Origin of the sequence: Streptomyces sp. DvalAA-14, assembly GCF_900091855.1 — a bacterium.
Taxonomy (GTDB): Bacteria; Actinomycetota; Actinomycetes; order Streptomycetales; family Streptomycetaceae; genus Actinacidiphila.
Window position 1 is genome coordinate 1 of sequence record NZ_FMCH01000271.1, and the last position, 13,209, is coordinate 13,209.

Here is a 13,209-nt window from a genome sequence, read left to right on the forward strand (position 1 = left end):
GTGACGGCGCACCTCGTACCCGGTGAGCTTCGTCAGAGATTGGTTGAGAGTTCGTTTCCAGGCCATGGAGGGAAACTACCCCTGTTGGCTGTCACCCGCATGGCCGAGCGGACCGGTCTTCGCCCGATCGCCCCGGGCCGGGCCGTCAGCGGTCCCGGCGGGCCGCCAGCGCGGTCGAGAACAGGTGGGCGTCGAGCAGGGTGCCGTCCATGAAGCGGCCGGCCTTGCCGTAGGCGTTGAGCATGAGCTTGGCGAGCACCAGGGCCTCGGGCGGGCGGCGGACCAGGGGCCGTACCCAGGCGTCGACGGTGCTGTCCAGATCCGCGGCGGGCACCACCCGGTGGACGATCGACAGGGCCGCCGCGGCGGCCGCGTCGAAGGTGTCGCCGGTCATGATCAGCTCGCGGACCTTGGCGGCCCCCGCCTCGGCCAGCAGCCGGGGCAGCATGCCGCCCCAGGCCGGGGGCAGGCCGAGGGCCAGTTCCGGCAGCCGGAAGCGGCAGGTGTCCGCCGCGGCCCGCAGGTCGCAGAACAGGGCCAGCCCGAGCCCGGCGCCGATCACCTTGCCCTGCAGCCGGGCGATGGTGACCGCGTGGCTGTTCTCCAGCGCCTCGCACACCCGCCGCGCCTTGTCGGCGTGCGCGCGCAGCTCGCCCCCGTGCGGGTCGGCCTGCAGCGAGGCCGCCAGGTCGGCCCGGTCGGCGCCCACGCAGAAGTCCGCCCCGGCCCCGGACAGCACCAGCACCCGGATGTCGGGGCTGTCGCGCACCGAGTCGAGCAGGGCGAGCAGTTCGTCGAGGGTGGTGGCGGTCAGGGCGTTGCCGGTGCCGGGGCTGTCCAGCTCCGCGTGCAGCACGGGACCGGTACGGGTCACCCGCAGTTCCTTGTGCGGGAGTTCCGTGATGTCGGTGGTCACAGGTACCTCATGCTCGGGCCATCGGCAGGGTCATCAGGCGGCGGAAGGCCACGCGGGGCGCCCAGACGGGCTCGCGGGCCAGGGACAGGTGGGGCAGGCGGCTCAGGAGCCCGTGCAGCAGCACCTGGGCCTCCATCCGGGCCAGCGGCGCGCCCAGGCAGTAGTGGATGCCGCCGCTGAAACTGAGGTGGCTGGCCCTGCGGCGGACGTCGAACAGGTGGGCGTCGAGGTGCTTGGCCGGATCCTGGTTGGCCGCCCCCACCATGAGGTGCACCATCTCGTCCGCGCGTACGTCGTAGCCGGCCAGCGAGCCGTCGGCCCGCGCCACCCGGCTGATCACATGGGTGGGGGAGTCGTAGCGCAGCACCTCCTCCACCGCGCCCGGCACATGCTCCGGGTGGGCGCGCAGCCAATCCCACTGCCGCGGGTGCTTCAGCAGCAGCCACATCATGGTGGACAGCAGGGTCGAGGTCGTCTCCAGGGCCGCCAGCAGCACGAACAGGGCCAGGAAGTACACGGCCTCGTCCGCCGCGTCGCGGTCGGCCTCCAATGCGTCCCAGACCCGGATCCAGCCGGACACCGGATCGCTGCCCGGACGCGCGCGCCGTTCCCGCACCAGGGCGATGAAATACGCCCGGAGCTGTTCCGTCGCGGCGTCCGAAGAAGCGAGCTGACTGGCCGAGGGGAGCAGTTCCTGCGCGAATACCTGGTCGTGGGTCAAATCCCGCAGATACGGATAGTCGGCACTCGGCAGTCCCAGCCAGCGGCCGATGACGAGCACCGGGAGTTCCTCGCTGACCAGCGAATGGAAATCGGCCTCCCCGTCCCGCAGGTGCGAGCCGAGCCGGTCGACCAGATTGCCGGTGATATCGGTGACGGACGCGCGGAGCGTCTGCAGCGCGGCGCGGTCGAACATATTGCCCACGGAGCGGCGTACCCGGGTGTGATCGGGTGGGTTGAGCCCCGCGAGCGTCCTGCTCATCTCCTGGGACGACGGTGCGCTCCAGCGCGTCGCCGCCCCCTGGCGCGCGCGCCACTGCGTATCGGGCTCGCCCCACTCCTTGCTGCGCAGAATACGGTCGCACAGGTCGAACGACGTGACGAGATACCCTCCCCATGGAGCCGGGACGATACCGCCCATCGACCGGAGTTCTCCGTAAAGCAGGGAGGGATTCGTCTGCCCTTTCGATGTCCGAAGCCGGGAGAAAATCGATACCACTGAACGCCGGTCGATGTGCGGAGTTATCGCGGGCTCCACGACGGAGACTCCTTCTCGGGATCAAGTAGATGGGCTGGTCGTCCCTACCCATCTGGTTGAACGCTCACACAGTGGTGCCGATCAGGGAGCAGTTGTATGCGTCACACACCTCCATTGAGCCAGCCGAGGAACTTGCTCCAGCGGGTGTTCTTGGCCGGCGGGGCGGGGGTCGCCGCTCTCGCCGCCGAGCCCGTCCCCGATGCCGCGGCGAGCGGCTGCTGGGCGGACTGCGCCTTCGGCGTGAAGCGCACCGGGAGAGTGATGAGCGAGCGGCTCCAGGGCGCCGGCACCCAGCTGAGGTCCTTGAGGTCGATCCGCAGCTCGATGTCCGGCAGCCGGTTGAGCAGGGTCTCGATGGCGGTCACCGCGATCACCATGGCGGGGTCCTTGGCCGGGCACACGTGCGGCCCGGCGCCGAAGGCCAGGTGGGCCCGGCCGCCGGTCAGCGAGCGGTCCTGGGCCATCGCGGGGTCGGTGTTGGCCGCCGCGAAGCTGATCACCACCGGGTCGTCGGCCCGCAGCACCTTCCCGTCCACCTCGACGTCGTGCACCGGGTAGTGCACGGCGTAGTTGGCGATCGGGGCGTAGTTCCACAGGACTTCGCTGACCGCGTCCTCGACCAGCAGGCCGGCCGAACTCTGCGTCTGCATGTACCGGTCGTCGCCGAGCATGAGGGCGGCGCCGACGCCGATCAGGGACTGCATGGGCGCGGTGCCGCCGGACAGCAGCGTCACCAGCTGGTTGGCCATCTCGGCGTCCGTCAGCTTCGACGGGTGCTGCATCATCCGGGACGTCACGTCGTCGCCGGGCTGGCGCCGCTTGAGGGCGATCAGCTCCATCAGGGCGCCGCCCAGGATCTCGTTGGCGCCGTCGGCGCCCTCGAAGATCCCGGAGATACCGAGGATGATCCGGTCGCCGATGTCGGCCGGGCAGCCGAACAGGTCGCTGTAGACCAGCAGCGGCAACTGCTGGGCGTAATCCGCCACCAGGTCGGCGTTGCCGATCCGCCGGCCGCTGAACTGGCTGATCAGGTACTCGGCCACCCGCTGCACCAGCCGGGTCAAACGGTGCTCGTCCACGGTCGCCAGACTGTCCGTCACCGCGTTGCGCAGCCGGGCGTGGGCGGCGCCGTCGGAGAACAGGGCGTTGGGCCGGTACGCCATCATGGGCAGCGCCGGGCTGTCCGCCGGTATCCGACCCTCGTTCAGATCGCGCCAGCGGCGCGAGTCCCGCACGAAGGTGCTCGGGTTCTGCAGGATCCGCAGAGCGGTGGAGTAGCTCGTGACCAGTTCCACCGGGACGCCGGGAGCGATCTCGACCGGGGCCGTCGGCCCGAATCCCCGGAGATAGGCGTAGTGGGCATCCGGGTCGGCGCCGAACTCGGGACCGTACAGCGCCGTCCGGTCATGGGCGACGGGGCAACCGGACGGCGGCTCGTGTTCTCCGGCGTGCTGAGGCATTCGGACTACTCCTAATCGAGGCGGGACTGAAGATAGGTCACGAGCGTGATCAGAGCTTGGACCGCGGAATTCCGGTCACGCACATCGCAGGGCACGATGGGAGTTTCCTCCGAAAGATTCAAAGCCTCTCGGACCTCATCGATGGGATAAGGCGTGGTGCCCTCGAAGTGATTCACGCCGACGGCACACGGCAAGGCGTACTGCTCGATCAGGTCCAGTACCGGGAAGGACTCGCCGAGCCGTTTGGGGTCGACCAGGACAAGGGCGCCCAGGGCGCCGATGGAGAGGTCCTCCCACAGCTCCTTGAACCGCTCCTGCCCCGGTGTGCCGAACAGATAGAGCACCAGGTTGTCGCTCAGCGTGAGCCGACCGAAATCCATGGCGACCGTGGTCGTCTTCTTGTCGGGCGTGCCCGAAAGGTCGTCAATACCCGTACTCGCCTGGGTGATGACTTCTTCGGTGCGCAGCGGCTCGATCTCGGAGATCTTGCCGATGTAGGTCGTCTTGCCGACGCCGAAATGGCCGACGACGAGCACCTTGACCAGCGTGTGCACCTGTGACCCTACGTACACGCCATCACGCTCCGAAACGGTCCTTGAGGCCATTGAGTACATCCTCGAGAAGTTTTCTGTCGGTACGCTGGGCGAGGGGAACCGCTGCACGCGTATTGATAAGGCTGCTCTCCGACAACTGGGCCAGCAGAATTCGGACCACACCCAGCGGCAGGCCGGTGTGACCCGCCACCTCCACGACCGAGAGAAAACCCCCGGAACACAGATCCAGGATGTGCTGGCTCTCCGGCGCGAGCACCCTGCTCTGCGGGGCGTCCTCGGTGGCCATGACCAGAGTGGTCATCGAGAACTTCTCGTCGGAGGGCAGTTCGCGCCCGTTGGTGATCACATAGGGTCTGACTAACTCACCGGTCAGATCCAGATCCGGATCCGGTTCGTCCGTCATTGTTTGTCAGCCATCTCGCGCGGCGGCGTCATGAGTTCCTTGCCCAACCTGGAAACCAATTGGTGCATGCGGAAGGTGATCTCCTGCATGTCGATGTCGGGAGCGGCGGCAACGGCGAGATAGGCCCCCTGGCCCGCTGCGATCAGGAAGATCCAGCCGTGCTTGAACTCAATGACCGTCTGCTGCCACTTCGGGCTGTCCTCGGGTCCGGCGAAACGGGCGGTGGCGCGGCTGAGGGACTGCATCCCGCTCATCGCGGCGGAGATCGTGTCGGCCAGGTCGGCGCTCATGCCACTGGTCGCGCCACGGCGCAGGCCGTCGGCGGACAGCAGAATCGCGTGGCGCGCTCCGGACACATTGGAAACGATGTCCTCGAGCATCCACGACAGGTCTTGTGTGGTCACTGTGGATCGGACCCCTCACGGTATGCGGCGGTGGGCTGACGACCGGAACGCGTGCCCTGCTGGAGCGCGGCCATGCGTGCTGCGGCCACCGCGCTGTCGTCCTCGGACGGCGCCTCGTGCTCCGTGCTCGCGGGCACCCGGACGATCGACATGGGCGACTGGCGGGCGGCCCGCTTGGGCAGACCGTTGGCGGTGAGCGGGGTGGCCTCCGCCGGGCGGGCGGCCGCTGCCACCGGGCTGATCACGGACGGGGCGGCCTTGGCCGGCTCCACGCTCTGCTCGGTCAGGAGGTCCTCCGGGAGCCGGACCACGGCGCGCACGCCGCCGTAGGGCGAGGTGCTGCTGACGTCGACACTGAACCCGTAGCGGCGGGAGAGTTCGGCGATGACCGGAAAACCGAACTGCGGCGGATTGCCGAGTTCGGACATCGCCGGAATGTATTCGCCGGACAGCATCCGGCCGGCCTTCTGCCGCTGCTCGTCGCTCATACCCACACCGAAGTCGTCGATGATGACGCACAGTCCGTTGTGCACGGGCTGTATGTTCACCTCGATCGCCGTGTCGGGACGTGAGTAATTGGCGGCATTCGCCAGGAGTTCGGCAACGGCCAGCGAGATTCCGCTGATCGCCTTCGCCTCGATCCCGAAAGCACTCTGCGACCTGATGTGCACACGGTCGAAGTTACGGATCTGGCCCTGGGCGCTGCGAATGACGTCGTACACGCTCGCCGCGTCCTTGCGCCGTCCCAGGAAGCCGCCGCAAATCACCGCGATCGCCTGCGCGCGCCGCGCGAACTGAGCATTCGCGTGGTTCACTTCGAGCAGCTCGTGCAGAACCGGGTGCCCGCCGTATTTGCGCTGCAGGTTCTCGATGACGACCTGCTGCTCGCCGGCGAGGCCCTGCAGCGTCCGCGTGGCGGATTTCAGCACGGTCTTCGTCCGCTCCTCGGCGGCGGTCTCCGCGTCACTGACGGACTTCGCGTGGTCCGCCGCCTGGTTCGCCAGCCGGTTCTCCCATTGAGTTAATTCCGCGCGCTGCGCCGCAATGACTCTCCTGCCTCTACGAATTATCACGGCGCCTATCAGCACGGCCGCGATAAGACACCAAAATGCTGGATCCTGCAAAAGGTGGGTCATGGGTCTCTTTCCTGGCGGTAACCTGCGGACAGTCGACACGCGCCCTGAACGAGGAGATTCAGTGCACCAGCCTATCGGCAATCCGGACGCACCCCCGAATGGCAATCGGAGATGAACCGGGGGTTATGCACACAGCACGTTTGGACCAAGGAAGCAGGCGCGTCGATGTTACCACCGGAGCTGAGGGGTCTGTTCCGGTCCATCTGTCCCATACAGGGGGGTTCCGATCTTTAATTCGCGGAATTGACTTCTTTGCCCTGGATATGCCGTCGGCATGGTTGCCCCGGTTGCGGAACGGGCCGCGCCGATGGCGCGCCATCCCCCCAAACGCGCGGATTGTCCGGTCGGCCAGCACCATGGAAGAAGGACCGAGGAGGCACCCGGATGATGACGCAGTCGGGCGGACGCACCAGTGAGCCGTGGCTCTCCCCCCGGGAGCGGGCCGACCGGGGCCGGGCGGCGCGCTCCCGGGCACCGCGGTCCGGTCACGCGGCGTACGAGCCGGCGCCGGGGCGGTTCGATCCGGTGGCCCTGATCGAGCGGCAGTCGGCCGGCCGGGTGCGGGAACTGGTGCCGATCCGGTACGCCCGGATGATCCAGTCGCCGTTCCGCTTCTACCGCGGCGCGGCCGGGATCATGGCGGCCGATCTCGCCGGCACCCCGGTCTCGGGTCTGCGCGCCCAACTGTGCGGTGACGCCCACATGATGAACTTCCGGCTGCTGGCCTCGCCCGAGCGGCACCTGGTCTTCGACATCAACGACTTCGACGAGACGCTGCCCGGGCCCTGGGAGTGGGACGTCAAGCGGCTCGCCGCCAGCCTGGTCATCGCGGGGCGCGAGAACGGCTTCAGCGACCGGGAACGGGCCGCGGTGGTCCAGGCCGCGGTGCGCTCCTACCGCGAGCAGACCCGCCGCTTCGCCGGCATGCGCACCCTCGACGTCTGGTACGCCCGGCAGGACGCGGACGACCTGGACGCCCTGGCGTCCGGCGAGCTGACCCGCGGCGGCCGCAAGCGGGTCGCCGGCGCCATCGCCAAAGCGCGCACCCGCGACAGCCTGCAGGCCTTCGACAAGCTCACCCGGCTGGTCGACGGCGAGCGCCGGATGACGCCCGACCCCCCGCTGGTCACACCACTGGCCGACCTGCTGCCGGGCGTGGAGGGGACGCTCCTGCAGGAGGCGATCACCGGGCTGATCAGCGGCTACCGCCGCAGCCTGCCCCCCGACCGGCAGGCGCTGCTCGATCAGTTCACCGTCGTCGACATGGCCCGCAAGGTGGTGGGCGTGGGCAGCGTCGGCACCCGCTGCTGGATCGTGCTGCTGCTCGGCCGCGACGGCGAGGACCCGCTGTTCCTCCAGGCCAAGGAGGCCGACGAGTCGGTGCTGGCCGCGCACGCCGGCGCCAGCGCGTACGCCACCGAAGGGGAGCGGGTCGTCGCCGGGCAGCGGCTGATGCAGGCCACCAGCGACATCTTCCTCGGCCAGCAGCGTACCCAGGGCATCGACGGCCAGGAACGGGACTTCTACGTACGGCAGTTGCGGGACTGGAAGGGCGTCATCGAACCCTCGCTGATGGTGCCCCGGGGCATGCGGGCCTTCGGCCGGCTCTGCGGCGCCACCCTCGCCCGCGCGCACGCCAGGTCCGGCGACCGGATCGCCGTCGCCGCCTACCTGGGCCGAGGCGAGGTGTTCGACCAGGCCCTGGTGGGCTTCGCCGAGGCCTACGCCGACCAGAACGAACGCGACCACCGCGCCCTGGTGGACGCGGTGGCGCAAGGGCGGGTACGGGCTGCCCAGGCGGCCTGAGCGGCCCGTACCCACGTGCCGGGCGCGCGCCCGGTCAGGACGTCGCGCTGCCCATCGTCCGGGCGAAGGTGTTCGGGTCGGCGTCGAAGCCGCGCACATACGCGCGGAAGTCCCACTCGCCCGATCCGTCGCGGGTGAACTCGGCGACGGTCGCGGCCGTGGAGCCCGCCACCTCCGCGAAGTCGCCCTCGGACAGCTCCGCGTACCCCTCCACGATCCGGAACTCGGGGTTCAGCACGTCGCCGAACACCTGCCGTCCGGCGTGCTGCTGGATCGCGACGCCCACCACGACCCTGCCGTAGGCCTCGCTCAGCCGCTCCAGCTCCAGGGTCATCTGCTCGTCTATGCCCAGGCCCTTGCCGGTCCGGCTGTCCCGGTTGAGAGTGATGGTGCCGTCCGGCGACCTGCTGTCGAAGTACACCAGGTACGCGGGCGCGCCGTGCGGGTCGTTCGCCCGGTAGGTGGCGGCGATGATGTCGAGATCGGTGTCGGGCGCGCCCAGGGGACTGGGGTCCCACTTGAGCTGCACCTCGACCTTGCCGGTCCCCTTGTTGAAGCTGTTCACGGAACTTCTCCCCCGCGTCCTGTCGTCCCTGATCGCCAGGGTCCCCAGACCGATTAATCACATCGGCACGCCTCATGTCCACAGCGCTCCGGCCGGACCGCGCCGCCGGGGGTGCGTTTCGGCCAGGCGCAGGGCAGAGGTTCGCGGTGGCCGGCCGCGCCCGCGCCGGCGCGGTGCGCGGTCCGAGGGGCCTGCGGGGCGCCCCGGCCGGTGTACCGGCCGGCGCCCGGGCCTCAGAAGTCGCTCAGCAGGCCGGCGCGGAGCCGGGCCAGCGTGCGGGACAGGATGCGGGAGACGTGCATCTGGGAGAAGCCGAGCCGCTCGCCGATCTGCGACTGGGTCAGCTCCTGGCCGAAACGCATCTCCAGGATGAGGCGCTCGCGGTCGTCCAGCCGGCCCAGCAGCGGCGCCAGGGACTGGAAGTCCTCGACCAGTTCCATGGCCGGGTCGCAGGCCCCGATGGTGTCGGCGTAGGACCGGCCGGTGTCGGACCCGACGTCCTCGCCCTCGCCGGTGGGCAGGTCGATGGAGCCGGCGGTGTAGCCGTTGGAGGCCACCAGCCCGTCGATGACCTCTTCCTCGCTGAGCTCCAGGTAGGCGGCCAGTTCCGCCACGGTGGGCTGCGCGTCCAGTACGGCGGCCAGGTGGTCGCGGGCCTTGGCCAGCTCCACCCGCAGCTCCTGCAGCCGCCGGGGCACGTGCACCGCCCAGGTGGTGTCGCGGAAGAACCGCTTCATCTCGCCCACGATGTACGGGACGGCGAAGGTGGTGAACTCCACCTCGCGGCTGAGGTCGAACCGGTCGATGGCCTTGATCAGCCCGATCGTGCCGACCTGGAGGATGTCCTCCATCTCCTCGGGACCCCGGCCCCGGAAGCGGCGGGCGCTGAAGCGCACCAGCGACATGTTCATCTCGATGAGCGTGTTCCGCGCGTAGCTGTACTCGCCGGAGCCCTCCTCGACGGCCTGCAGCCGGTCGAAGAACAGCTTCGACAGCGCCCGGGCGTCCCTTCGGGGAGGACCTTGCCGGCCTCCTCGATCCAGGGCAGTTCACCGGTCGGCGCCGCCCGGCGGGCGCGGAGCCGACCTGGGCCGGCCCGACGGACGTTCCTGCGGACTGCGTGGATACCGTCACGTCATCACCTTAGATAGCGGGTCTACCCAGCGCCTCGTACCCCCGATCGTCCGCAGCACGCCTCAATCCCGCGGCTGTTTCGGCTCCTTGCCGCCGCGCGCCGCCCGGACCGCGTCCCGCGCCGGCCGGAATGACCCGCCGGAACCCGGGAAAACGACCGCTCGGAGGTTGATGACCATGGGACCATTGCTCGTTGTTCTCCTGCTCGCGCTGCTGCTGTTCGGCGCCGGATTCGCCCTGAACCTGCTGTGGTGGGTCGCCGTCGTGGTGCTGGTGCTCTGGCTGGTCGGCTTCGTCGTCCGCCCGCCGGGATCCGGCGGCGCCCGCGGCCGCTGGTACCGCTGGTAGCGGCGCCACCGACGCCGGCGGCGCCCGGCCGGGCGCCCGCGTAGGCCGCTGCCGGCCGGGCACCCGGATGCGTACCCCACCGTCCCGGGTGAAGGTGAGAACGAACACCTCGCCGAATCGGGCGGCATCACCGTACGCAAGGAGTCCCCGTGACGCAGCAACCGCGACCGCAGCCCGGCTACGCCAACCCGCTCCAGGCGCCGGGCACCGACGAGGGCCACTGGCGGGCCTGGGACGGCTGGGACAAGCTGCCGGACCTCGAACTGCCCGCCTCCGGGCGGGTCGTGGCGGTCGCGGCCCACCCGGACGACGAGGTGCTCGGCGCCGGCGGCACCCTGGCGGTGCTCGCGGCCCGCGGCGTGTCGATCACCGTGGTCTGCGTCACCGACGCCGAGCGCTCGCACACCGACGGGGAAGACCGGGAGGACGGGGGAGCCGCCGGGCGCCGGCGGGCCGACGGGCTGCGGGAGTCGCTGCGGGAGCTGGGCGCCGGGTCGGCCGACATCGTCCGGCTGGCGGTACCGGGCAGCGAGGTCGCCTTCCGCGAGGACGAGGTCATCGCCGCCCTCGACCCGCTGATGCGCGGCGCCGCGCTGTGCCTGGCCCCCTGGATCGGCGACGTCGACGGCGACCACGAGGCCGCCGGCCGCGCCGCGCTGGCCGCCACCCGTACGGCGTCGGTCCGGTGCCTGATGTATCCGGTGTCGATGTGGCACTGGGCGCGGCCGGACGACCCCCGGGTGCCCTGGTCGTCCGCGCTGCGCGTCCGGCTTCCCGACACCGCGCTGGCACGCAAGAAGGCCGCCGTCGAACGGCTCACCGGCCGGATCGGGGCGCCCGGGCCGGCCCGGCAGGACACGGCGGGCCCGCTGCCGGGGGAGATCGCCCACCACCTGCGCCGCATCGAGGTCGTCTTCGCGTAGGCACCGGCCCGCTCCGCGACCCCGCCGCGGCCTCCGCGCCGCGCTACACCGGGCGGCGGGTCAGGGCCCGCTGGGCGGCGCTGATCACCCGCCCGGCGGCCGGACCGCGCAACGCCGCCCGGGCGGCGTTGGCGCCGGGAGCGCCGTGGACGCCGCCGCCCGGATGGGCGCCCGAGGACGCCAGGTACAGACCCGCCACCGGAGTCTCCGGCCGCCCCGTCCCCGGCACCGGCCGGAAGACCAACTGCTGGTGCAGCGCCGTGGTGCCGCCGTTGATCGCGCCGCCTTCGAGGTTGGCGTCCAGCGACTGCAAGGTGGGCGGCGCCAGGATGCGGCGGCCGCGGACGAGAGCGCGGAAGCCGGGGGCGAAGCGCTCGACCCGGGCCTCCAGCCGGTCGGCCATCGCCTCCCGCTCGCGCCGGTCCCAGGCCCCGGTCAGACCGTCGCCGCCGGCGTCGCCCTTGATCTCCTGCGGTACGTGGGTGTACGCCCAGGCCGACTCGGTGCCCGCCGGCGAACGCGTCGGGTCGGCGGTCGTCATCTGGCCGAAGAGGGCGAACGGCCGCTCGGGGACATGGTGGGTGGCGATCTGCGCCGCGAACAGGGTCAGGTCGTCCACGCTGTCGGCCAGATGCACCGTGCCGGCGGTGGCGGCCTGGGCCGCGGTCCACGGCACCGGCCCGTTCAGCGCCCAGTCGACCTTGAAGGTGGAGAAATCCCACTGGAACCCCGTGCTCAGATCGGCCACCAGCCGGGCCGGCAGGTGCTCGGCGCCCACCAGCCGGGTGAACAGGGCGGGCGCCGAGACATCCGCGAGCACCGCCCGCCGCGCCCGGACCGCCTCGCCCGCCGCCGTCCGCACCCCGAGCGCCCGCCCGCCGCGCACCACCACCTCCGTGACGCGCTCACCGCACCGCACGACGCCGCCCCGCCGCTCCAGCCGCCGGACCAGCGCGGTGGTCAGCGCCGACGCCCCGCCCACCGGGACGGGGAAGCCGTAGGTCTGGGCGAGCATGCTCATCAGCCAGCCGAAACCGCCGCTGATCGCCGACTCCGGGGACAGGTCGGCGTGCAGCGCGTTGCCCGCCAGCAGCAGCCGGCCCCCCTCGCCGCCGAACCGCTCCTCGCCCAGCCGCCGTACCGGCAGCAGCATGGTGCGGGCCAGCCGCAGCGCGCCGGCCGCGCGTACCCGGGCGGCCAGCCGCAGTCCGGCCCGGACCGGCGGGAAGGGAGCGAACACGCAGCCCAGCAGGTCCTCGCCGATCCGGTCCCACAGGTCGCACAGATCACGCCACGCGGTGCCGTCCCCCGGGGCGAAGGCCTCCAGATTCGCCGCGGTCCCCGCCACGTCCCGGGCCAGCAGCGCGCAGCGGCCGTCGGCCAGCGGATGGGCCAGCGCCGCGGGCGCCCGGCTCCAGCGCAGGCCGTCCTCCTCCAGGCGCAGGGCCGCCAGCACCGGGGAGGCGGCGGCCAGCGGATAGAAGGAGCTGAACAGGTCGTTGACGAAGGCCGGGTCGACGCCCCGGTCGCTGCGTACCGCGCCGCCCGGTTCGGGCTGCTCCTCCAGGACCTCGACGCTCCAGCCGGCGTCGGCCAGCACATTCGCGGCGACCAGGCCGTTCGGCCCGGCTCCGACGACCACGGCATCCGGCATCAGCTGCTCCTGTTCGCCGCACGGGGTTCGGGGTCGCCGGCCACGCGGCCGGGCCCGGTCAGGACGCCGACGGCTCGGGCACCGGCGCGCCGGACTCCTCCACCACGGCCGCCAGCCGGCTGAGCATGCTGCGGTGCCGTACCTGGAGGAAACCGTCGACCGCCAGGTTGTGCAGCGTGCCGGCCGACCCGCGCAAGGGGTGCTCGTCGATGACCACGATGCTCTCGGTCCGCCCCCAGGGGCGTACCTCGACGGCGATCCTGGCGGTGCCCAGCGGACCGCTGTCGGCCTCCAGCTCCAGCAGGTGCGGGGGCTCCACCCGGCGGACGGCGGTGCGGCCGGTGCCCGTCCACGGGCCGACGACGACCTTGTAGAGGAGTTCCGCGCCCAACTGCGGCCAGTCGCCCGCACCGGGCTCCGAATCGGCGACGCCGACCACCCACCGGCTGAACGTCGCCGCGTCGGCGAGCACGTCCCACACCTGCCGCGGTGGGCGCTCGATCAAGTGCTGCCGTACCGCCATCGGTCCTCCCGCTGAAGACATCCGCCGCCACCGGCCCTTCGTCCGCCCAGCCTAGGAACACATCCCCGTCACCGCCCGCCGGGCAGCCGGACCGACCGGTACGGGGGGCCGGGCGCCGCGGCCGG

General features: G+C 71.2%; 12 protein-coding genes and 2 pseudogenes. 3 read left to right on the top strand and 11 right to left on the bottom strand.

Going from position 1 to position 13,209, the window contains the following annotated elements; all coding sequences use genetic code 11:
• Positions 1 to 145 precede the first annotated feature (145 nt).
• From GA0115240_RS13865 to GA0115240_RS13895, 7 genes and pseudogenes are all read right to left on the bottom strand, one after another.
• A complete protein-coding gene (locus tag GA0115240_RS13865; protein WP_093736981.1) occupies positions 146 to 916 on the bottom strand; it encodes an enoyl-CoA hydratase/isomerase family protein in 771 nt (256 codons plus the stop codon).
• 7 nt (positions 917 to 923) lie between these two features.
• Complete coding sequence (locus GA0115240_RS13870; RefSeq protein ID WP_093736982.1) at positions 924 to 2,057, bottom strand: cytochrome P450; 1,134 nt, start codon at positions 2,055 to 2,057, stop codon at positions 924 to 926.
• Positions 2,058 to 2,275: 218 nt separating this feature from the next.
• Positions 2,276 to 3,634, bottom strand: coding sequence for a cytochrome P450 (locus GA0115240_RS13875; RefSeq protein WP_093736983.1), 1,359 nt, complete (start codon positions 3,632 to 3,634; stop codon positions 2,276 to 2,278).
• Positions 3,635 to 3,645: 11 nt separating this feature from the next.
• A complete protein-coding gene (locus tag GA0115240_RS13880; protein ID WP_176725069.1) occupies positions 3,646 to 4,239 on the bottom strand; it encodes a GTP-binding protein in 594 nt (197 codons plus the stop codon).
• Positions 4,211 to 4,591: a DUF742 domain-containing protein gene (locus GA0115240_RS13885; RefSeq protein WP_093736985.1), complete on the bottom strand. Its 381-nt coding sequence runs from the start codon at positions 4,589 to 4,591 to the stop codon at positions 4,211 to 4,213. Before GA0115240_RS13885 ends, GA0115240_RS13880 begins: the two co-directional genes overlap by 29 nt.
• 5 nt (positions 4,592 to 4,596) lie before the next feature.
• A pseudogene (locus GA0115240_RS13890) lies at positions 4,597 to 4,971 on the bottom strand (roadblock/LC7 domain-containing protein); the annotation flags it as partial.
• Positions 4,972 to 4,991: 20 nt separating this feature from the next.
• Positions 4,992 to 6,131, bottom strand: a complete 1,140-nt coding sequence (locus GA0115240_RS13895) for an ATP-binding protein (protein WP_093736986.1) — start codon at positions 6,129 to 6,131, stop codon at positions 4,992 to 4,994.
• A 387-nt stretch (positions 6,132 to 6,518) separates the two neighbouring features.
• Between GA0115240_RS13895 and GA0115240_RS13900 the strand changes: the two genes are divergently transcribed.
• Positions 6,519 to 7,937 carry a DUF2252 domain-containing protein gene (locus tag GA0115240_RS13900; RefSeq protein ID WP_370673335.1) on the top strand — a complete coding sequence of 473 codons (1,419 nt, stop codon included), beginning with the start codon at positions 6,519 to 6,521 and terminating at the stop codon, positions 7,935 to 7,937.
• 34 nt (positions 7,938 to 7,971) lie between these two features.
• On the opposite strand, the gene GA0115240_RS13905 is transcribed toward GA0115240_RS13900, so the two are convergent.
• Entirely contained in the window at positions 7,972 to 8,502 is a 531-nt protein-coding gene (locus GA0115240_RS13905) for a TerD family protein (protein WP_093736988.1), read from the bottom strand.
• A gap of 233 nt (positions 8,503 to 8,735) precedes the next feature.
• A pseudogene (locus GA0115240_RS13910) lies at positions 8,736 to 9,550 on the bottom strand (RNA polymerase sigma factor SigF).
• Positions 9,551 to 9,813: 263 nt separating this feature from the next.
• Between GA0115240_RS13910 and GA0115240_RS13915 the strand changes: the two are divergent.
• Positions 9,814 to 9,984: a hydrophobic protein gene (locus GA0115240_RS13915; protein ID WP_093736993.1), complete on the top strand. Its 171-nt coding sequence runs from the start codon at positions 9,814 to 9,816 to the stop codon at positions 9,982 to 9,984.
• Between the two features lie 149 nt (positions 9,985 to 10,133).
• Positions 10,134 to 10,907, top strand: coding sequence for a PIG-L deacetylase family protein (locus GA0115240_RS13920; RefSeq protein WP_093736989.1), 774 nt, complete (start codon positions 10,134 to 10,136; stop codon positions 10,905 to 10,907).
• Positions 10,908 to 10,950: 43 nt separating this feature from the next.
• Here the strand turns inward: GA0115240_RS13920 and GA0115240_RS13925 are convergent, their stop codons facing one another.
• Positions 10,951 to 12,561, bottom strand: coding sequence for a phytoene desaturase family protein (locus GA0115240_RS13925; protein ID WP_093736990.1), 1,611 nt, complete (start codon positions 12,559 to 12,561; stop codon positions 10,951 to 10,953).
• Between the two features lie 58 nt (positions 12,562 to 12,619).
• Complete coding sequence (locus GA0115240_RS13930; protein WP_093736991.1) at positions 12,620 to 13,084, bottom strand: SRPBCC family protein; 465 nt, start codon at positions 13,082 to 13,084, stop codon at positions 12,620 to 12,622.
• Positions 13,085 to 13,209: the final 125 nt, after the last annotated feature.

Bases quoted from the DNA above. Each gene is read 5' to 3' on its own strand.
- GA0115240_RS13870 (WP_093736982.1), bottom strand. From the start codon at position 2,057: ATGGGCGGTATCGTCCCGGCTCCATGGGGAGGGTATCTCGTCACGTCG.
- GA0115240_RS13875 (WP_093736983.1), bottom strand. From the start codon at position 3,634: ATGCCTCAGCACGCCGGAGAACACGAGCCGCCGTCCGGTTGCCCCGTC.
- GA0115240_RS13880 (WP_176725069.1), bottom strand. From the start codon at position 4,239: ATGGCCTCAAGGACCGTTTCGGAGCGTGATGGCGTGTACGTAGGGTCA.
- GA0115240_RS13885 (WP_093736985.1), bottom strand. From the start codon at position 4,591: ATGACGGACGAACCGGATCCGGATCTGGATCTGACCGGTGAGTTAGTC.
- GA0115240_RS13895 (WP_093736986.1), bottom strand. From the start codon at position 6,131: ATGACCCACCTTTTGCAGGATCCAGCATTTTGGTGTCTTATCGCGGCC.
- GA0115240_RS13900 (WP_370673335.1), top strand. From the start codon at position 6,519: ATGACGCAGTCGGGCGGACGCACCAGTGAGCCGTGGCTCTCCCCCCGG.
- GA0115240_RS13915 (WP_093736993.1), top strand. From the start codon at position 9,814: ATGGGACCATTGCTCGTTGTTCTCCTGCTCGCGCTGCTGCTGTTCGGC.
- GA0115240_RS13925 (WP_093736990.1), bottom strand. From the start codon at position 12,561: ATGCCGGATGCCGTGGTCGTCGGAGCCGGGCCGAACGGCCTGGTCGCC.
- GA0115240_RS13930 (WP_093736991.1), bottom strand. From the start codon at position 13,084: ATGGCGGTACGGCAGCACTTGATCGAGCGCCCACCGCGGCAGGTGTGG.